Below are 20386 nucleotides of genomic sequence, written 5' to 3'. Positions count from 1 at the left end.
AACCCCTTTGTTGATCGTTCCCACGCAGAGTTCGGGACCGATCAACTTGAGCCTTTGGGGCGATCAAACAAGCGTTTCATCGGGTTGATGGCCATTTGATTACTTTGTCAGTGCGTTCTTTTGCGCAATCAGTACAATCGCCCGATTTGCCCTGCCGAGAACGGAAGCAGTACGGGGGGCGATCGCGAGAAGTCACATGCTCATCGGTAGCTATTCCCCCACGCTGGTTATCATTTCGCTCTGTGTAGCGATTCTCGCCTCCTATACCGCGCTCGACCTGACCGAACGCATTGCCACCGCCAAGGGCCGTGCCGTGTTCCTTTGGACCGCGGGCGGCGCCTTTGCCATGGGCGTGGGTGTGTGGTCGATGCACTTTATCGGCATGCTCGCGTTCACCTTGCCCATCGATCTGGGTTACGACTTCAGCCTTACGTCCCTGTCGCTGCTGACCGCGATCCTGTCCTGCGGTTTTGCCCTGTGGCTGGTCAGTCAGCCCCGGTTGCCGTCCTGGCAACTGGCGTTCGGCGCGCTGATCATGGGCGCCGGGATCAGTGCCATGCATTACACCGGCATGGCGGCCATGCGCATGCAGCCGGGCATCGATTACGACCCGACGCTGTTTGGTGCATCGCTGCTCATCGCCGTCGGTGCTTCCGGCGCCGCGTTATGGATCGCCTTCCGCCTGCGCCAGCACACGCCGTATGTGGGCCTGTTTCGCGCCGGTGCGGCGGTGATCATGGGCCTGGCCATCGTCGGCATGCATTACACCGGAATGGCGGCGGCACGCTTCCCGGACGGCAGTTTCTGTGGCGCCGCCCTCAGCGGTTTGAACGGCAAAGGCCTCGACAACCTGGTGCTGATCACCACGCTTGCGGTATTGAGCATCGCCTTGTTGACCTCGGTTCTCGATGCGCGTCTTGAAGCCCGCACCGCAGATCTTGCGCGCTCGTTGACGCAAGCCAATCGCGAACTGACCCAACTGGCCCTGCACGACACTCTGACCGGGTTGCCCAATCGCATGTTGCTGGCCGACCGTATCGAACAGGCCATGTCCAAGGTTCAGGAGCAGGGCGGTTGCTTTGCGCTGATGTTTATCGACCTCGACGGCTTCAAACCGGTCAACGATGCCTTCGGCCACCACATGGGCGATCAGTTGTTGCGTGAGGTCGGTTTACGTCTGCGCGAAGACATGCGCAGTCAGGACACCTTGGCGCGGATCGGCGGCGATGAATTCGTCCTGCTGGTACGCCTCAGCGAGCCAAATGACGCGCTGAACGTCGCCGCGCGGCAGGTCGGGCTGATCGGCAGTTCGTTCCGGGTCGCCGAGCAAGACCTGCAGATTTCCGCCAGCCTTGGCATCGCGCTGTACCCGGGCAACGGCCAGACCGCCCAGGAATTGCTGATGAACGCCGACGCTGCGATGTACCACGCCAAGGGCGCCGGGAAAAACGGCTACAGCTTCTTCGACGCCTCGATGAACAGCAACGCGCGTAAACAGCTGCAACTGCTCCAGGATTTGCGCAATGCCCTCGATCAGCAGCAGTTCAGCCTCTATTACCAACCCAAGTTCGACGCCAGCAATGGTCGTCCGGTGGGTGCTGAGGCGTTGCTGCGTTGGGAGCATCCGACCCAGGGCATGCTGCTGCCGGACAAGTTTATCGAGCTGGCGGAAAGGACCGGGCTGATCATTCCCATTGGTGAATGGGTGCTGAACGAAGCCTGCCGCCAGATGCGCGAGTGGTACGTGCTCGGCTACACCGACTGGCGCATTGCGGTGAACCTCTCGGCGTTGCAGTTCTGCCATACGGGCCTGGTCAAGAGCGTCTCCAACGCCTTGGCCCGGCATCAGTTGCCGGCCAATAGCCTGACCCTTGAAATCACCGAAACCACCGCCATGAGCGATGCCGATGCGAGCATGACGGTGCTTCAGGAACTTTCGGACATGGGCGTCGATCTGTCCATCGATGACTTCGGCACGGGTTATTCGAGCTTGATGTACCTCAAGCGCCTGCCGGCCAATGAGCTGAAGATCGACCGCGGTTTTGTCCGCGATCTGGAACACGACAGTGACGACGCCGCCATCGTGTCCGCCATCGTCGCGCTCGGCCAGGCGCTGGGCTTGCGCATTGTCGCCGAAGGCGTCGAGACCGGTGTCCAGCAAGACTTCCTGACCAAACTCGGTTGCGATTCGTTGCAGGGCTACCTGCTCGGGCACCCGCTGCCGGCGGATCGCTTCATGGCCGACATCGTCCGTGGTGAACGATGGGTGCCTGTGGCCGCTGTCGAGCCTGCCTGATCGTGAGGGGCGACGGCGTCTACAGAGACCCCAATGCACACAGCGTTGGCGAGTTCAGTTGATGTGAGTCCATGCAAAAGCCGGCAATGGAGGTTATTCTTGCCCCCGATTGCTTACGCGTGAAGGGGAAGTCAACATGGACAAAGTCATTGTCATCACCGGCGGCGGCCGTGGTATCGGCGCGGCAACCGCGCTGTTGGCTGCAGGGCTTGGTTATCGGGTCTGTATCAACTATCAGTCCGACGAATCGGCTGCACAAAGCGTCCTGGAGCAAGTTCGGGCACTGGGTGCTCAAGCCATTCTCGTGCGTGCCGACGTCAGCATCGAAGACGAAGTGATCAGTCTGTTCCACCGCGTGGACACCGAACTGGGTCGCGTCACGGCGCTGGTGAACAACGCCGGCACCGTGGGTCAAAAATCCCGCGTCGACGAAATGTCCGAGTTCCGCATTCTCAAAACGCTCAAGACCAATGTCCTGGCACCGATCCTCTGCGCCAAGCACGCGATCATGCGCATGTCGCCCAAGCATGGCGGGCAGGGCGGCAGCATCGTCAATGTGTCCTCTGTAGCCTCACGTCTGGGTTCACCCAACGAATACGTGGATTACGCAGCGTCAAAAGGCGCGCTGGACAGCTTCACCATCGGCCTGTCCAAGGAAGTGGCGGGCGAGGGCATTCGCGTCAACGCGGTGCGGCCAGGCTTTATTTACACCGACTTCCATGCGCTGAGCGGTGATCCGGATCGGGTCAGCAAGCTGGAATCGGCGATCCCGATGGCCCGCGGTGGACGGCCGGACGAAGTGGCCGAGGCGATTATCTGGTTGCTGTCGGACAAGGCTTCTTATGCGACCGGGACTTTTGTTGACCTGGGCGGTGGGCGTTAATCCTTAAGATTTGTATTGTCCGGCCCGGCTCCTTCGCGAGCAGGCTCGCTTCCACAGTGGATTGATGTGAACACAGTATTTGTGAACGACACTAAATTCCTGTGGGGGCGAGCCTGCTCGCGATGACGGTAGCCCAAACGACATCAACGCTTCAGAACGACCGAACTATCCGCCCCAACGTCTCCATCGCCTTCTCCGAATCCTCGGTCCACGGGCTGCCATAATTCAGCCGGATACAATTCCTGAACCGCTGCGTCGGTGAAAAGATCGGCCCCGGCGCGATGCTGATGCCTTGCGCCAGTGCCATCTGGAACAACTTCAGCGAATCCATCTGCGGCGGCAGTTCCAGCCATAGGAAGTAGCCGCCTGCCGGTTGGCTGACACGTGTCTGCGCCGGAAAATAGCGGGCGATGGCGGCGAGCATGGCGCTTTGCTGTTCTTCCAGGGCGTAGCGCAGTTTGCGCAGGTGCCGGTCGTAGCCGCCGTGTTGCAGGTAATCGGCGATAGCGGCCTGGGCCGGCATCGAGGCGCACAGCGAAGTCATCAGTTTCAGCCGTTCGATCTTCTGCGCATATCGCCCGGCGGCGACCCAGCCGATGCGGTAGCCGGGGGCGAGGCTCTTGGCGAAGGAACCGCAATGCATCACCAGCCCTTCGGTATCAAACGCCTTGGCCGGTTTCGGCGCCTGCTGGCCGTAATAGAGTTCGGCGTAGACGTCGTCCTCGATCAGCGGCACCTGGTGGCTGCGCAACAGCTCGACCAGCTCCTGCTTCTTCGCCTCGGGCATGGTCGCGCCCATCGGGTTCTGGAAACTGGTCATGCACCAGCAGGCCTTGATCGGGTGGCGCTCCAGGGTTTGCGCGAGCACGCCCAGGTCGATACCGTCGCGCGGGTGCACCGGGATCTCGACGGCTTTGAGTTTCAGCCGTTCCAGGATTTGCAGGCAGGCATAGAACGCTGGCGCTTCAATGGCCACCAGGTCGCCGGGTTCGGTGACCGCTTGCAGGCACAGGTTCAGGGCTTCCAGCGCACCGTTGGTAATCAGCAGTTCTTCCATCGGCAACATCAGGCCGCCGACCATGTAGCGCAGGGCAATCTGGCGCCGCAGCTGCGGGTTGCCCGGCGACATATCGGTGACGACCATGCGCGGGTCCATGTCCCGTGCGGCGCTGGCCAGGGAGCGGGACAGGCGCTGCAACGGGAACAGGGTCGGGCTGGGAAAGGCCGAGCCGAAGGGCACGGTGGTCGGGTCCTTGATCGAGTCGAGGACCGAAAACACTAGCTCGCTGACGTCGACTTCGGTGGATTCATTGACCTGGCTGCTGATCACCGGCTCCGAGAACGGACTCGGCGCGTGCGCGTTGACGAAATAGCCGGAACGCGGCCGGGCGCGGATCAGGCCACGGCGTTCGAGCAGGTAGTAGGCCTGGAACACGGTGGACGGGCTGACCCCGTAAGTCTGGCTGGCATAGCGCACCGACGGCACGCGCTGGCCAGGGCCCAGAACGCCGGAGCGAATCAGTTCAGCGATGTCTTCGGCGAATTTTTCGTAGCGTTTCATCGAGTGCCTGGATTGGTGTTTTTCAGTGAAATCGAGGTGACTTCTTCGCGGGCAAGCACCGCTCCTACAGTCAGCACGAAACCGTAGGAGCGAGGCTTGTCCGCGAATGGCAGCACCGCAGTCTAAGGGATCAACGGTTCATCGGCGCAACAAACCGGCTCTTGGCCACGCTATAGATGTCCGGTTCGTCACTGTCGACAATCTTGAAACTGATCGTCTGCGAGCTGCTGCTGGGGCGTTCGGCGGTCATGGCCACTGACACCGGTACATCGACAATCTCACCCGGCGCCAGGCTCAGCTCGGTCTTGCCTTGCAGCACGAAGCCTTCGCCGTCCACCAGGCTCAGCCGATAGTCCTGACGCAGCTGGGTCTTGTTGATGACCTTCAAGCTGTAGATGTTTTCGATCTGCCCCTGGCTGTTCTCTCGGAACAGGCCGCGGTCCTTGCTCACGTCCAGCGACACCATCGACCGCTCGACCAACGCCAGGGCGAGGGCGCCGATCATCACCAGCAGCACCGCGGTGTAACCGATCAGCCGCGGCCGTAGCAGATGAGTCTTGCCCCCTTGCAACTCATGCTCCGAGGTATAGCTGATCAAGCCACGGGCATAGCCCATTTTGTCCATGATCGAATCGCAGGCGTCGATACACGCCGCGCAGCCGATGCACTCCATTTGCAAGCCGTCGCGTATGTCGATCCCGGTCGGGCAGACTTGCACGCACAGCTGGCAATCGATGCAATCACCCAGGCCCACCTCGGCTGGTTTCACCTCGCGTTTGCGCGGGCCACGGTTTTCACCGCGGGCGAAGTCGTAGGAAATGGTCAGAGTGTCCTTGTCGAACATCACGCTCTGGAACCGCGCATACGGGCACATGTGCATGCACACCGCTTCACGCAGCCAGCCGGCGTTGATGTAAGTCGCGCCGGTGAAAAACAGCACCCAGAACAGACTGACACCGCCCATCTGCAAGGTCAGCAGCTCTTCGGCCAAGGGCCGGATCGGCGTGAAATACCCCACAAAGGTCAGCCCGGTGAGCAGACTGATGGCCAGCCACAGTGTGTGCTTGGCCGAGCGGCGAATAAGTTTGTTCAGGCCCCACGGCGCGGCTTGCAGCTTGATGCGCTGGTTGCGTTCGCCTTCGGTGATCTTCTCGCACCACATGAAGATCCAGGTCCAGGAACTCTGTGGGCAGGTGTAGCCGCACCAGACCCTGCCGGCGAACACGGTGATTGCGAACAGTCCGAACGCGGCGATGATCAGCAGCGCCGAAAGCAGGATGAAGTCCTGGGGCCAGAAAGTTGCGCCGAAGATGTGGAATTTGCTTTCGGAAAGGTCCCAGAGCACCGCCTGACGGTCACCCCAGTTCAGCCACACGGTGCCGAAGAACAGCAAAAACAGAACGCCCGCACCGCTCAGGCGCAATGTGCGGAACAGGCCGGTGAAGCTGCGGGTGTGAATCAGGTTGTCGCTGGACTTGGCCTTTATCTTTGGACGCAAAGGCTCGGTTTTTATAAATGAGGCAGGTTCTACGATTCGGACGGGGATTCTTTCGCTCATGGTCTTTCGCTCATCAGCCTCCATCAGGCATGAGCACTATGACCAGTGATCTGTTTGCATAACAGACTCAGGTATTGCAATAAAAAGCGGATCAGATGGGGATTGATCCGCTGCCTGCGACAACTTGATGCACCCCGTCACAGCAGGGCGCAGACGCCTATATCAGGCGCTTGCGGGGCTTGTTGATCGGGGGCAGTCAAATCACCGAATCACTGTCGGTAGCCTTCAAATGCTTACGGCCGTCCACTGCGCCTGCTACGGTCAATGCATCGGCTTCTGCTTCGGTGATGTAGACGCGCTGGCCGTTGAGTTCCACCGCCGACATGGCTTTTTCCGAGTCGGTGATGATCGTGACATCGGGGCACAGGCGAATTTCTTCGCCGTTCTCGGTAACGAAAAAGCAGGTCTGGCTTTCGATGCGCACAGTCATGGCGATGTCCTTTTTTTAGCGGGTTCTAAACTGTTAGGGCACATCCGGCGGACATCGTTCTGTGCAACCGATTAATGGTCGGCGCGGTCCATCCTCCCATAACGATCAATCACAAGGATTGCACCATGAACGCCTGGTGGCATGAGGTTTGGGTAACGCTGCAAGCGGAATTCGCCGACATCGGCGATGCGTCACAACTGACGCGTATAACCGTGAGATTACTGATGGCTGCGATCCTGGGCGGCATTCTGGGTTTCGAGCGTGAGCAAAAGGGCAAGGCCGCCGGTGTGCGTACGCACATGCTGGTAGCGCTGGGAGCTGCGTTGTTTGTGCTGGTGCCACAGATGTCCGGCTCCCAGGCCGATGCCATGAGCCGGGTGGTGCAAGGCGTGATCGCCGGGATCGGCTTCCTCGGCGCCGGCACCATTTTGAAAAACCAGGAGGGCGATGAAGGCCACGTAAAAGGCCTGACCACCGCCGCCGGTTTATGGCTGACCGCCGCCATCGGTGTCTCGGCCGGGCTGGGCCGCGAGGCGACGGCGGTGTTTAGTACGCTGCTGGCGTTGGCGATTTTCAGCGTGATGCCGAGGATCGTGCAAATGCTCGACAGGGACAAAGACGAGCAGGAACGACCCTAGATCGCCATCGTCACTCAGGCGAGACGATCACCGGCGGCATCGTGCTCGGTGGTTCTTCCCGGGGTGGCGGCGTAGTGCCAGGCGGTTCCTTCTCAGGCACCGGTTGCGGTTCGGTCGGCGGAATGGTCGGGGTGTCGATGTTCGGATCGGGTGTCTCGGCAGGGATTGGAATACTCATCGTTGAAGCCTCCAGTGGCACATGGCGTAAGTCGTGCTTAAGTGAGTTGACCGTCACGCAAGGGATTTGATTCCGCAGCAAATGGGCGTGAACTTTTCCCCGCGCTTGTCGCTCGGAACCTAAGTGAGTTCATTTCGGGACCGACGGGTTTCGTGTGAAAGACGACCAGACACAAGAGCGTCCATGGGGCGTTAAGGAGAGATGCTCGATGACTGCTGAAAAACCGACAGAGCTGAACTACAACCCTCATATGCCACTGTCACAGGCGCTACTGCTGCCGCGCATCGCGATTGAAAGCGTGATGCCAACCCTGGATGGCGGGCAGTTCGCGGCCAAGGCCGTGGTGGGCCAGGACGTGGTGGTGACCAGCAAAGTGTTCGCCGACGGCCACGACAAACTGGCCGTACGCATACGCTGGCGTGCCGACGGCGACGAGGCCTGGCAGAGCGAGGTCATGACCGAACTCGGCAATAACGGCTGGGAAGGACAGTTCCGCGTTGAAGATCAAGGCCGCTACGTCTTTTGTATCGAAGCCTGGATCGATCAGTACGCCAGCTTTCTATACGAGATCGAGAAGAAGCACATTGCCGGCGTGCCCATCAGCCTGGAGTTGCAGGAAGGGCGCAATCAGGTGAAACAGGCGGCCGAGCGCTCGGAAGGGCCGCTGAGCGAAGACCTGGCGGCGTTGCACCATGAACTGTCCGGGTTGCTCGAAGCGGAACAAGTCACCTTGTTTCTGCACCAACGCAGTGCGGACCTGATGGCTCAGGCCGATCACCGTGCCTACTTGAGCCTCAGTCCCGAATTTCCGCTGGACGTCGAGCGCGAGCTCGCCCAGTTCGCCAGCTGGTATGAGTTGTTTCCGCGCTCGATCACCGACGATCCAAACCGTCACGGCACGTTCAACGACGTGCATGCTCGGTTGGCGATGATTCAGGACATGGGTTTCGACGTGCTGTATTTCCCGCCCATTCATCCAATCGGTCGCAGCTTCCGCAAAGGCCCGAACAATTCACTGAGCGCCGGCCCCGACGATCCGGGCAGCCCGTATGCCATCGGCAGCGAAGAGGGCGGGCACGAGGCGATCCACTCCGAACTCGGCACCCGCGAAGACTTTCGTCGACTGGTGGCGGCGGCGGCGGATTACGGACTGGAAATTGCTCTCGATTTCGCGATCCAGTGTTCCCAGGATCACCCGTGGCTCAAACAGCACCCGGGCTGGTTCAACTGGCGCCCGGACGGCACGATCAAATACGCCGAGAATCCGCCGAAAAAGTACCAGGACATCGTCAACGTCGATTTCTATGCCAGCGATGCAATTCCCAGCCTGTGGGTCGAGCTGCGGGACATTGTGGTCGGTTGGGTCGAAGAGGGCGTGAAGATCTTTCGTGTCGACAACCCTCACACCAAGCCGCTGCCGTTCTGGCAATGGCTGATCGCCGATGTGCGGGCGTTGTATCCCGAGGTGATCTTCCTGGCGGAGGCCTTTACCACGCCGGCGATGATGGCGCGGCTGGGCAAGGTCGGTTACTCCCAGAGTTACACCTACTTCACCTGGCGCAATACCAAGCGGGAACTGGCGACCTATTTCACCGAACTCAACGAGTCGCCATGGCGCGAATGCTACCGGCCGAATTTCTTCGTCAACACACCGGACATCAACCCCGCGTTTCTGCATGAATCCGGACGCGCCGGCTTTCTCATCCGCGCGGCGCTGGCGACCATGGGCTCGGGTCTGTGGGGCATGTATTCGGGCTTCGAACTCTGTGAAGCCGCGCCGGTACCGGGCAAAGAGGAATACCTCAATTCCGAGAAATACGAGATCCGCCCACGGGACTTTACCGCGCCGGGCAACATCATCGCCGAGATCGCCCAGCTCAACCGCATCCGCCGGCAAAACCCGGCGTTGCACACGCACCTGGGCCTGAAGGTCTACAACGCGTGGAATGACAACATTCTGTATTTCGGCAAACGCAGCGCGGATGGCAGCAACTTCATTCTGGTGGCCGTCAGCCTCGATCCGCATAACGTCCAGGAAGCGAATTTTGAATTGCCGCTGTGGGAAATGGGTTTGCCCGATGACGCCAGCACTCAGGGTGAAGACTTGATGAGCGGCCATCGCTGGACCTGGTACGGCAAGTATCAGTTCATGCGAATCGACCCGGCACATCAACCATTCGGTATCTGGCGAATCACAACTTCTTGAAGCCCCCCAGATTTGCGATGGGATGAACTTTTGTGGCGAGGGAGCTTGCTCCCGCTGGGGCGCGCAGCGGCCCTATATTTTCAGGGTCAACTGATTTACAGGTTTTGCGACTGCTTCGCAGCCGAGCGGGAGCAAGCTCCCTCGCCGCAGGTAGGCGTTCGGCTCAGGGGCTGCACTGAATTCAACAGGAGTTTCAAATGGCGAAGAAACCCAAGGCAGCCACCTTTATCAAGGACCCGCTCTGGTACAAGGATGCGGTGATCTACCAGGTTCACGTTAAGTCTTTTTTCGACTCCAACAACGACGGGATCGGCGACTTTCCCGGCCTTATCGCCAAACTCGATTACATTGCCGACCTCGGCGTCAACACCATCTGGCTCTTGCCGTTCTATCCGTCGCCACGGCGCGATGATGGCTACGACATTGCCGAATACCGTGGCGTCCACCCCGATTACGGCACCATGGCCGATGCCAAACGTTTCATCTCCGAGGCCCACAAACGCGGCCTGCGGGTGATTACCGAGCTGGTCATCAACCACACCTCCGACCAGCACGCCTGGTTCCAGCGCGCACGAAAAGCCAAACCCGGTTCGGCGGCGCGGGACTTCTACGTCTGGTCCGACGACGATCACAAATACGACGGCACCCGGATCATCTTTCTCGACACCGAAAAGTCCAACTGGACCTGGGACCCGGTCGCCGGCCAGTACTTCTGGCACCGGTTCTATTCGCACCAGCCAGACCTCAACTTCGACAACCCGCAAGTCATGAAAGCGGTGCTGTCGGTGATGCGCTACTGGCTCGACATGGGCATCGACGGCCTGCGCCTGGACGCGATTCCCTACCTGATCGAGCGCGACGGCACCAACAACGAAAACCTGCCCGAGACCCACGACGTCCTCAAGCAGATCCGTGCCGAGATCGACGCCAACTATCCAGACCGCATGCTTCTGGCCGAGGCCAATCAATGGCCGGAAGACACGCAGCTGTACTTCGGTGACACCGATAAAAAAGGCCTCAACGGTGATGAATGCCACATGGCCTTTCACTTCCCGTTGATGCCGCGCATGTACATGGCGCTGGCGCAGGAAGATCGTTTCCCGATCACCGACATCCTGCGCCAGACTCCGGAGATCCCGGCCAACTGTCAGTGGGCGATTTTTCTGCGCAACCACGATGAGTTGACCCTGGAAATGGTCACCGACAAGGAGCGCGATTACCTGTGGAACTACTACGCGGCCGACCGTCGGGCGCGGATCAACCTCGGTATTCGCCGCCGCCTCGCACCGTTGATGGAGCGGGATCGCCGTCGGGTGGAACTGCTCAACAGTCTGCTGCTGTCGATGCCGGGCACACCGACGATGTATTACGGCGATGAAATCGGCATGGGCGACAACATCTACCTCGGCGACCGTGACGGCGTACGCACGCCCATGCAGTGGTCGATCGACCGCAACGGCGGGTTTTCCCGCGCCGACCCGGCAAGCCTGGTGCTGCCACCGATCATGGACCCGCAATACGGGTACCTGTCGGTCAATGTCGAGACCCAGGCCGGCGACCCGCATTCGCTGCTGAACTGGACCCGGCGCATGCTCGCCGTGCGCAAACAGTCCAAGGCCTTCGGGCGTGGCACGCTGAAAATGCTCTCGCCGAGCAACCGGCGAATTCTGGCCTACACCCGTGAATACAACGGGCCGGACGGCAAATACGAAATCATCCTGTGCGTGGCCAACGTATCGCGCAGTGCGCAAGCGGCGGAGCTGGACCTGTCGGCTTACGCCGGTATGGTGCCGGTGGAGATGCTCGGGGGTAACGCCTTCCCGCCGATCGGCCAGTTGAATTTCCTCCTGACGCTGGCGCCTTACGGCTTTTATTGGTTTGGACTTGCTGCGGAGAATCAAATGCCCAGCTGGCACGTAGAACCGGCGCAAAGCCTGCCGGACTTCACCACCCTGGTGTTGAAAAAACGCATGGAAGAACTGCTCGAAGCGCCGTCACGCGGCACGCTGGAGCAGGGCATCCTGCCGAACTGGCTGCAAAACCGTCGCTGGTTCGCCGGCAAGGACGCGGCCATCGAGAAGGTCAACCTGGTCTATGGCGTGCGCTTTGGCGATGCGCAGCATCCGGTGTTGCTCAGTGAAATCGAAGTCACCAGTGGCGGTCAGACCAGCCGTTACCAGCTGCCGTTCGGCTTCATTGCCGATGATCAGGTCGGGCCGGCGTTGCCGCAGCAACTGGCGCTGTCTCGGGTTCGACGTGGCCCTCAAGTGGGGTTGATCACCGACGCATTCAGCCTGGAAAACTTCATCCGTGCGGTGCTGCGAGGCATGCAGGAAAACACCGTGTTGCCTTCCGATGGCGGCGAGATCCGTTTCGAACCGACCGAGGAGCTGGCCAAACTGGGCCTGACGGCCGAATCCGAAGTGCGCTACCTGTCGGCCGAGCAGTCCAACAGTTCGGTGGTGATCGGCAGCAGCCTGGTGCTGAAGCTGATCCGCAAGGTCGCCTCGGGCGTGCACCCGGAACTGGAAATGAGCGCCTATCTGACCAACGCCGGTTTTAGCAACATCTCACCGCTGCTGGGGTCGGTGGTTCGCCGCGACGCCAAGGGCGAGGACAATCTGCTGATGATTGCCCAAGGCTATTTGAGCAATCAGGGCGATGCCTGGGAATGGACGCAGAACAACCTCGAACGGGCACTGCGCGACGAACTGGCCGACGCCATGTCCGAGCAGGAGCAGCACTACAACGCACTGGGTGAGCTCAAAGACTTCGCCGGCATGCTCGGCCAACGGCTGGGTGAGATGCACCAGGTGCTGGCGGCCCCGACCGATGACCCGGACTTCGCCCCGCAGGTCACCACGCAAAAAGAGGCCCTGGCCTCGGCCAAGGACGTCGCGGCGCAACTGGAGCACTCGCTGAAGTTGCTCAAACAGCATCAAGGCGAACTGAACCCGGCGGACAAAGCGCTGGTCACTCGTTTACTGGACAACAAAAAAGCCATTCTCAGTCATGTCCAGGACCTGGGCGAAAAAGCCGTCGGTGGTTTGCGCATTCGCGTCCACGGCGATTTGCACCTGGGTCAGGTGCTGGTGATCAAGGGCGACGCCTTCTTGATCGACTTCGAAGGCGAGCCGGCACGGCCGCTGAGCGAACGACGCGGCAAGCACAGCCCGTACAAAGATGTCAGTGGCGTGTTGCGCTCCTTCGATTACGCCGCAGCGATGGCGATCAACGTGCACAACGTCGACAACACCGCCGAAGCCCGAGCGGCACGGCAACGGGTAGCCGACCGTTATTTGAATGAAGCAAAACAGGCATTTGTCGACGCTTATCGGCTGGCGGCAGCTAGTCTTGCTCATGCGTGGCAAGATCCGGAAGGCGAGGACGCCGCGTTGGCGTTGTTCGGGCTGGAGAAGGCGGCGTATGAGGTGGCTTATGAGGCTGAAAATCGCCCCACGTGGCTGCCGGTGCCATTGCACGGTTTGTATGGATTATTGAGTGGGCTTAAACCCTTTTCCGAGCTTGGTGGAGAGTAGTCATGAGTTTCTCGAACAAGGAACAGGGTCACGCTAAAGAAGCGTTGCTGCCCAGATCGCGGGATATCGACGCGCTGGTACGCGCCGAACATCACGACCCTTTTGCAATTCTCGGCCCCCACGGCGATGACGCCGGCGGGCAATTCATTCGAGCGTATCTGCCAGACGCGCTGAGCGTGCAGGTACTGGCCAAGGACTCCGGGGAAGAACTCGGCAACCTTGAAGCCACCCAGACGCCGGGCCTGTTTGTCGGGCACTTCGATCGGGCGCAGCCGTATCTTTTGCGCACCCGTTGGGCCGGTGGCGAACAGGTTTCCGAGGACCCTTACAGCTTTGGCCCATTACTCGGCGAAATGGACTTGTACCTGTTCGCCGAAGGCAATCATCGCGACCTCAGCGCCTGCCTCGGCGCGCAGTTGAAGACGGTGGACGGCGTCGACGGCGTGCGTTTCGCCGTGTGGGCGCCGAATGCCAAACGGGTGTCGGTGGTCGGTGACTTCAACAACTGGGACGGTCGTCGGCACCCGATGCGTTTGCGCCATCCCACCGGGGTCTGGGAAGTGTTCATCCCGCGTTTGCAGGCAGGGGAAACCTACAAATACGAAATCCTCGGCGCCCACGGGATTCTGCCGCTCAAGGCTGACCCGATGGCATTGGCCACCTCGTTGCCGCCGGACACCGCGTCCAAAGTCGCCTCACCGTTGAACATCGACTGGCAGGATCAGGCGTGGATGGAGTCTCGTGGCGAGCGTCATCTGCCGAGTGCGCCGCTGTCGATCTATGAATTGCACGCCGGCTCGTGGCAATGCGAGCTGGACGATCTGGGTGAAGTGGCGCGCCAGTACACCTGGCACGAACTGGGCGAGCGGCTGATTCCTTATGTGAAGGAACTGGGCTTCACCCACATCGAGCTGATGCCGATCATGGAACACCCGTTCGGCGGTTCCTGGGGTTACCAGTTGCTGTCGCAATTCGCCCCGAGCGCCCGTTATGGTTCGCCGGATGACTTCGCCGCCTTCGTCAACGCCTGTCACCAGGCTGACATCGGCGTGATCCTCGATTGGGTGCCGGCGCATTTCCCCACCGATACCCACGGCCTGGCGCAATTCGATGGCACCGCGTTGTACGAATACGGCAATCCGCAGGAAGGTTTCCATCAGGACTGGGACACGCTGATCTATAACCTGGGCCGCACCGAAGTGCACGGCTACATGCTGGCCTCGGCGCTGCACTGGCTCAAGCATTTCCACGTCGATGGCCTGCGGGTCGATGCCGTGGCGTCGATGCTCTATCGCGATTACTCGCGCAAGGCCGGGGAATGGGTGCCAAACCGTCACGGCGGTCGCGAGAACCTCGAAGCCATCGACTTCCTGCGTCACCTCAACGACGTGGTCAACATCGAAGCGCCCGGTGCGCTGGTGATTGCCGAGGAGTCCACCGCGTGGCCGGGTGTCAGCCAGAGCACGCAACAGGGCGGGCTGGGCTTTGACTACAAGTGGAACATGGGCTGGATGCACGATTCGCTGCATTACATCCAACAGGATCCGGTGTACCGCGCCCATCACCACAACGAGCTGAGTTTCGGCCTGGTGTATGCCTGGTCCGAGCGTTTCATCCTGCCGATCTCCCACGATGAAGTGGTGCACGGCAAGCACTCGCTGATCGACAAGATGCCTGGCGACCGCTGGCAGAAATTTGCCAACCTGCGGGCCTATTTAAGCTTCATGTGGGCGCACCCGGGCAAGAAACTGCTGTTCATGGGCTGCGAGTTCGGCCAGTGGCGCGAGTGGAATCACGATCAGCAACTGGACTGGTACCTGCTGCAATACTCCGAACACAAGGGTGTGCAGAAACTCGTCGGCGACCTCAATCGGCTGTACCGCGAAGAGCCGGCGATGCATGACCAGGATGACGCGCCGCAAGGCTTCCAGTGGTTGATCGGCGATGATGCGATCAACAGCGTTTACGCGTTCCTGCGTTGGAGCAAGGAAGGGCGGCCGGTGTTGGTGGTGGCGAACTTCACGCCGGTGCCGCGTCAGGCCTATCGCATCGGCGTACCGTTCGCCGGGCGCTGGGGCGAGGTGATCAACAGCGACGCGGCGATGTATGCCGGGTCCAATTATGGCAACAGCGGCGGGGCGTTTACCGAGGAAGAGCCGAGCCATGGCCAGAACATTTCACTGGTGTTGAATCTGCCACCGTTGGCGGTGTTGATCCTGAGTCCTGAGGGTTGATCCAGTACGGGGTCTCTCCCATCACGAGCAGGCTCGCTGCGACATGATCGTTCCCCACGCTCCGCGTGGGAATGCAGCCCCGGGACGCTCCGCGTCCCTACGATGTGACGCAGAGCGCCACTGGAGGCATTCCCACGCGGAGCGTGGGAACGATCACTTCACCACCGCATCCGCACACCCAGACTCCCGATCAACCCATTCAAATCATTTTCATCCACATCACTGCTGTAATCGGCGCTGACGTAGAAACTCACCGCGGGCGTGACTCTGGCCACCAGCCCCAACCCCACTTCGACCGTCGATGAGTTGCGGCTGCTGCTGATCTTGTCGACCTGATCGAGGGTCACGGTGTTGCCGGTGTACACGGTGTGCCACAAGTTGGTCCGCACATAGGGTTCGACCCCCAGGCCGTTGATGTCGTAACTACCTTTCAACCTTGCGCCGACCCGGCCGCTCCAGGACGTCAGGTCGCTGGACGATGCATTACTTGAACCGGCATAAGGCGTATCCAGCGTGATGCGCTGATTGATCAACTGCGCTTGCGGTTCGACTACCCAGTTTTCGCTGACCCCAATCGGAAAACCGCCTTCCACCGACAACGTCACCGCACTGCCTTCGGTTGCTATCCGCGCGCCCTGGTCGTTACGGCTGAAACCGGCGACCCGTCCACCACTGGCCGATAGATCCACGTGCCAGCCTTGTGGCCCGGTCAGGCTCCAGTAGGCGCCGAGGCTCTGGCCTTGAAGGTTGAGGGTGTCGGTCTCGGGGGCGGCGAGGGCGCGACTGGTCAACAGGCCGTTGCTGTTGCCTTGTAACTGCGTCATCCCGCCGATCAGTCCGACCCGTTGGGTATGGCCGCTACCGCTTTGCAGGGTCAGGATCGCCGGGCCTTTGAATTCGGTGCTGCCAGGGCTGGAAAACCCTTGGGTCATTACATCGGTCTGTGCTTGTCGCGATGCCTGTCCGTACAACTGGTCCCAGGTCGAAGGCGCGGCATCTTCGATGGTCAGGCGAGAACTTCGTGTATCGGAGGCGGCGCTGAAATGGCCGGGGTAGGGGGCGGTGATGTGTATCGTGGGCAAGGTCATTGCCGGAACATCCTGGCGATACCAGGGGGCGGTTTCATCCTCTGCGTGCCCGGCTTGCACCTCCATGGACGAACACAGCAGCAGAGAACTCGAGACAGTGCAAAAAGTGATTTTGATCTCTTGTTGGGTGAATGAAGTTTTCATGGGGGTCTACCTTGCAATCGCATGCCGTATCTCGCTTTGGCGTCTCTCCTACCCCGAATGAGGGGCGACCGAATGGATTGAGGCAAGCCGCTGGCCGCCCGATTTCGCGGGTGTCTGGAGGTTTGCCCCTGGTGGATTTCCGGGGGTAGTAACGTGAAGCTAAGAAGACCCTTGACAGTGCGTCAAGAAAATGGCCGATAGGCGGTAATGGAATTTTAGTGCTCGCAAGTGCCTGATTTTTGCCGCGCATCTAAGTACTTGTTTGTTCGAAAAATCGTCAAAAAACCCTCGGGCCAGAGCCTTTGGGTAGTGGGCTACCGGTCTGTCCGGACGGGGTTCAGGGCCTGCTTGCCCGACGATGTCCATGTCTCGATTCTGTCAGTAATGCTGCGCTGAAATGAACGCAAGGGAATCGCTGTCCTCACACCGGTTTGTCTATCTGGCGAACAGGACTGGCCGCAACTAGGCTGAACATTCAGCCACAAGGTTTCGGGCGGCAGCCCGGCGCAGGGACAGGAGAAAAATCGATGAAAACCCAACCCAGTGTTTTCTGCCTGATGTTTACCCTGCTCCTTGCCCCAGGGGCTCGCGCCGAAGAGGTACCGGCGGCGGACGCCACCCCGATCATCAATCCGCAGGTGGTCGATAAGCTGATTGATATGGGCAACTACCTGCGCAGCCTGTCGAAGTTTCAGGTAGATGCCGAAGTGACCCTGGATACCGTCCTGGAGACCGGGCAGAAGATCAAGTCCGAGGCTTCCACTACCCTGAAAGTGCTGGGGCATGACCGAATGTACGCCCGGACAGAAGGCGATGTCCGAACGCGAGAGTTCTTCTATAACGGCAAGAAACTGACCCAGTACTCACCGTACCTCAAGTACTACACCACGGTGGATGCTCCGCCCAAGGTGTCCGAAACCCTGCACATGATCGAAAACCATTACGGGATCCAGATCCCCATGGAAGACCTGTTTCTGTTTGGCAGCGATCAGGCCCAGATCGATGCACTCAAGGAAGCCCTGTACGTGGGACCGTCAACGATCAAGGGCCAACTCTGTGATCACTTGGCCTTTCGGCAGGAGGGCGTCGACTGGCAATTGTGGATCACACGGTCCGAGAAACCACTGCCGTGCAAACTGGTGATTACCACCACCGATGAGCAGAGCTTTCCGGAATACAGCGCGGTGTATCACTGGAACCTGAAGCCTGGCCTCCAGGAGTCGATGTTCACCTTCAAACCGGCCAAGGGTGATGTGGCGATTGCGCTGAAGAAAGCCGCTGATCAGGGAGGGGAATGACATGAACCGGTCGATGTCGTGGAGCCTGTTTGTATCGCTAGCCACTGCCGCAGTGCTGACTGTCGGCCTGATCGCCGAAGCGGATGCCCGGCCACGGGGTCAGGGGCAGGCAAGGGCGTCAGTCAACCGTGCGCCAGCCCCCAATGCCCAGCGGGCGCAGCGGATCAATACCCCGCCGCGCGCGAGCAACGTCAATGCGGGCAATCGGGTGAACTCAGGCAACCGGGTCAATGCCGGGAACACTGTCGGCAACCGTACCAACATCAACAACAGCACTCGTAACGTCAACATCAACAACAATCGCGACGTCGACATTGATGTCGACGGGCATGGCCGCTATGGCTACGACGATCACTATCATCCGATCGCCACGGCGGCGGCCGTGACCGCGACGGTCGCGGTGACAGCAGCGGTGGTTGGCTCGATCCTGACGCCGGCACAAATGCCCACCAGTTGCGTGCAGGTCATGCAATACAACACGGTGTACATGCAGTGCGGTTCGACCTGGTACCAGCCGCAGTATCAGGGCAGCAATGTGACCTATGTTGTGGTCAACGCACCTTGATGCATTGATCGCTCAGAGGTGCACTTCCACCGCCAACGGCAAGTGATCCGACAGGTGCGTCCAGGGTTTATTGCCGAGAATTCGCGGGTTGTGGCTGCTGGCGTTGCGCAGGTAGACCCGGTCCAGGCGCAGCAGCGGAAAGCGCGCCGGGTAGGTTTTCGCCGGGCGGCCATTGTGGCGTTCGAAGGCTTCGTGCAGGTAATTGCGACGGGAGAGGGCGGCGTTGCCTTGCAACTGCCAGTCGTTGAAGTCGCCGGCGATGATGACCGGCGCATCGTCGGGCAGGGATTCGAGCAGTAGGCAGAGCAGTTGCAGCTGCAACTGGCGATGACTTTCCAGCAAGCTCAAGTGCACGCAGATCGCATGGACTTCCGCGTGCCCCGGCACGTCCAGTACACAGTGCAGCAAGCCGCGGCGTTCGGGGCCGGTGATCGAGACATCGAGATTGCGGTGTTCGCGAATCGGGTATTTCGATAGCAGCGCGTTGCCATGATGGCCGTTGGGGTAAACGGCGTTGCGACCGTAGGCGAAATCGCTCCACATGCTGTCGGCCAGGAACTCGTATTGCGAGGTCTGCGGCCAGTCGTTGTAACGGGAGGAATGCCGATCGTGCTCGCCGACCACTTCCTGCAGGAATACAAGATCGGCCGACGTACTGCGCACCGCTTCTCGCAGCTCCGGAAGGATGAATCGCCGATTGAGGGCGGTAAACCCTTTGTGGGTGTTGACCGTCAGCACCCTCAATCGATGAATCGCCGGGGGCGAGTCCAAGGGCACTGATTCAACGGCTCGCTGCTCGGAATCGCTAGTCACGTTCACTCCTCTGAATCTGGGCTGCTTATGCATGCGACTGATGCAGCGGCGGGCAGTTCAGTTTGAGCGACACCCATTCCATGTGGGAGCGAGCCTGCTCGCGATAGCGGAGTGACATCCAGCATTGATGTCGACTGCCCCAACGATATCGCGAGCAGGCTCTCTCCCGCAGGGATGGGTTGGATGGGGAATTGGGTCAGACAAAGACAACTTCATAGGGCAAACGCATGCGCTCCAGTATCACCCGGGGCAGCAGTGGCGCGATGCCGATGGCCGGTTCGCCGTCGAGCTGGCTGGCGTAGGCGTGGGTGGCGTGGCTTTTGCGCGCGACGGTCCAGGTGTCGAGGCGTACTTTGCGCGCACGATGCCAGGGAAAGAGTCCTTGATCTCGGGTCGGCCAGTGCCAGGCCCAGACCGGCAGTTCGTTGATCGTCGCGCCGACCATGCTCGCCGCATTGGCGCTGGCGCGGCCGACGGCGTCATGATCGCAGGTGCCGTCTTCGCGCCAGGTAGTGAACACCACATCGCCGGGGCGCAAATAACGGGCGATGAATTGGGTCAATTGGGTTTCATGCTTGGCCAGGGCGTTGTCGGTAAAGCCGCCGCGAATCCACTTCAGGCTGTGCATCGGTAAACCGAGCCGGCGCAAGGCTTCGACGCTTTCCTGGCCGCGAAACACACTCAGGCGTTTCTCTGACCACTGTTGCGAGCCCGGATGGCTGGCGCTGCCATCGGTAATCGAGATCAATTGCAGGGGATGACCCAACGAGGATAGGAGCTGAAGCAAGCCTCCACACATGACCACTTCATCGCCAGGATGCGGCGCAATGACCACGGCACGCGCGCCAGTGGGGACCAGGGTCTCGGTGTTGATGACGGGGATGTTGTCCAGTTGCCGGGCGCTGTTCCAGACCTGTCCCGGCAAGCTGCTTTCGATGAGGGAAACGGGTTTCAT

General features: G+C 60.3%; 15 protein-coding genes. 8 read left to right on the top strand and 7 right to left on the bottom strand.

Going from position 1 to position 20386, the window contains the following annotated elements:
• Positions 1–196: 196 nt before the first annotated feature.
• Together FHL16_RS28715 and FHL16_RS28710 are read left to right on the top strand one after the other, a co-directional pair.
• Positions 197–2296, top strand: a complete 2100-nt coding sequence (locus tag FHL16_RS28715; RefSeq protein WP_077749971.1) for a putative bifunctional diguanylate cyclase/phosphodiesterase — start codon at positions 197–199, stop codon at positions 2294–2296.
• Between the two features lie 136 nt (positions 2297–2432).
• Positions 2433–3179, top strand: coding sequence for an SDR family oxidoreductase (locus tag FHL16_RS28710; protein WP_010459916.1), 747 nt, complete (start codon positions 2433–2435; stop codon positions 3177–3179).
• A gap of 151 nt (positions 3180–3330) precedes the next feature.
• On the opposite strand, the gene mapR is transcribed toward FHL16_RS28710, so the two are convergent.
• From mapR to FHL16_RS28695, 3 genes are all read right to left on the bottom strand, one after another.
• A complete protein-coding gene (gene mapR, locus FHL16_RS28705) occupies positions 3331–4740 on the bottom strand; it encodes a GntR family transcriptional regulator MpaR (RefSeq protein WP_010459917.1) in 1410 nt (469 codons plus the stop codon).
• 130 nt (positions 4741–4870) lie between these two features.
• The gene (gene ccoG / locus FHL16_RS28700) at positions 4871–6298 is read right to left on the bottom strand and encodes a cytochrome c oxidase accessory protein CcoG (protein ID WP_077749970.1); all 1428 of its coding nucleotides are present in this window, start codon (positions 6296–6298) and stop codon (positions 4871–4873) included.
• Positions 6299–6494: 196 nt separating this feature from the next.
• The gene (locus tag FHL16_RS28695; RefSeq protein ID WP_077749969.1) at positions 6495–6728 is read right to left on the bottom strand and encodes a DUF3203 family protein; all 234 of its coding nucleotides are present in this window, start codon (positions 6726–6728) and stop codon (positions 6495–6497) included.
• Between the two features lie 125 nt (positions 6729–6853).
• Here FHL16_RS28695 and FHL16_RS28690 point away from each other — a divergent pair, with 125 nt between their 5' ends.
• A complete protein-coding gene (locus tag FHL16_RS28690) occupies positions 6854–7366 on the top strand; it encodes an MgtC/SapB family protein (protein WP_010459923.1) in 513 nt (170 codons plus the stop codon).
• A gap of 10 nt (positions 7367–7376) precedes the next feature.
• Here the strand turns inward: FHL16_RS28690 and FHL16_RS34145 are convergent, their stop codons facing one another.
• A complete protein-coding gene (locus FHL16_RS34145) occupies positions 7377–7544 on the bottom strand; it encodes a hypothetical protein (protein WP_167362284.1) in 168 nt (55 codons plus the stop codon).
• 208 nt (positions 7545–7752) lie between these two features.
• Between FHL16_RS34145 and FHL16_RS28685 the strand changes: the two genes are divergently transcribed.
• The 3 genes from FHL16_RS28685 to glgB all read left to right on the top strand — a co-directional run bounded on the left by FHL16_RS28685 (position 7753) and on the right by glgB (position 15523).
• Positions 7753–9750 (top strand): alpha-1,4-glucan--maltose-1-phosphate maltosyltransferase, encoded by a 1998-nt coding sequence (locus FHL16_RS28685; protein ID WP_077749968.1) that lies wholly within the window; start codon positions 7753–7755, stop codon positions 9748–9750.
• Positions 9751–9947: 197 nt separating this feature from the next.
• Positions 9948–13289 carry a maltose alpha-D-glucosyltransferase gene (gene treS, locus FHL16_RS28680; protein ID WP_077749967.1) on the top strand — a complete coding sequence of 1114 codons (3342 nt, stop codon included), beginning with the start codon at positions 9948–9950 and terminating at the stop codon, positions 13287–13289.
• 2 nt (positions 13290–13291) lie between these two features.
• Positions 13292–15523, top strand: coding sequence for a 1,4-alpha-glucan branching protein GlgB (glgB, locus tag FHL16_RS28675; protein ID WP_077749966.1), 2232 nt, complete (start codon positions 13292–13294; stop codon positions 15521–15523).
• 158 nt (positions 15524–15681) lie between these two features.
• Here the strand turns inward: glgB and FHL16_RS28670 are convergent, their stop codons facing one another.
• Positions 15682–16755: an autotransporter domain-containing protein gene (locus tag FHL16_RS28670; protein WP_077749965.1), complete on the bottom strand. Its 1074-nt coding sequence runs from the start codon at positions 16753–16755 to the stop codon at positions 15682–15684.
• 527 nt (positions 16756–17282) lie between these two features.
• Here FHL16_RS28670 and FHL16_RS28665 point away from each other — a divergent pair.
• Together FHL16_RS28665 and FHL16_RS28660 are read left to right on the top strand one after the other, a co-directional pair.
• Positions 17283–18053 (top strand): DUF2092 domain-containing protein, encoded by a 771-nt coding sequence (locus FHL16_RS28665; RefSeq protein ID WP_077749964.1) that lies wholly within the window; start codon positions 17283–17285, stop codon positions 18051–18053.
• 1 nt (position 18054) lies between these two features.
• Positions 18055–18618, top strand: a complete 564-nt coding sequence (locus FHL16_RS28660; protein ID WP_010459935.1) for a hypothetical protein — start codon at positions 18055–18057, stop codon at positions 18616–18618.
• A gap of 12 nt (positions 18619–18630) precedes the next feature.
• Here FHL16_RS28660 and FHL16_RS28655 read toward each other — a convergent pair whose 3' ends face one another.
• Positions 18631–19431 carry an endonuclease/exonuclease/phosphatase family protein gene (locus FHL16_RS28655; RefSeq protein ID WP_010459937.1) on the bottom strand — a complete coding sequence of 267 codons (801 nt, stop codon included), beginning with the start codon at positions 19429–19431 and terminating at the stop codon, positions 18631–18633.
• A gap of 196 nt (positions 19432–19627) precedes the next feature.
• Positions 19628–20386, bottom strand: coding sequence for a PIG-L deacetylase family protein (locus tag FHL16_RS28650; RefSeq protein WP_077749963.1), 759 nt, complete (start codon positions 20384–20386; stop codon positions 19628–19630).

The sequence above is a fragment of the Pseudomonas sp. FSL W5-0299 genome (assembly GCF_005930655.1).
In the GTDB taxonomy this organism is placed as follows: Bacteria; Pseudomonadota; Gammaproteobacteria; order Pseudomonadales; family Pseudomonadaceae; genus Aquipseudomonas; species Aquipseudomonas mandelii.
This window is presented reverse-complemented; position numbering and strand designations above follow the sequence as displayed.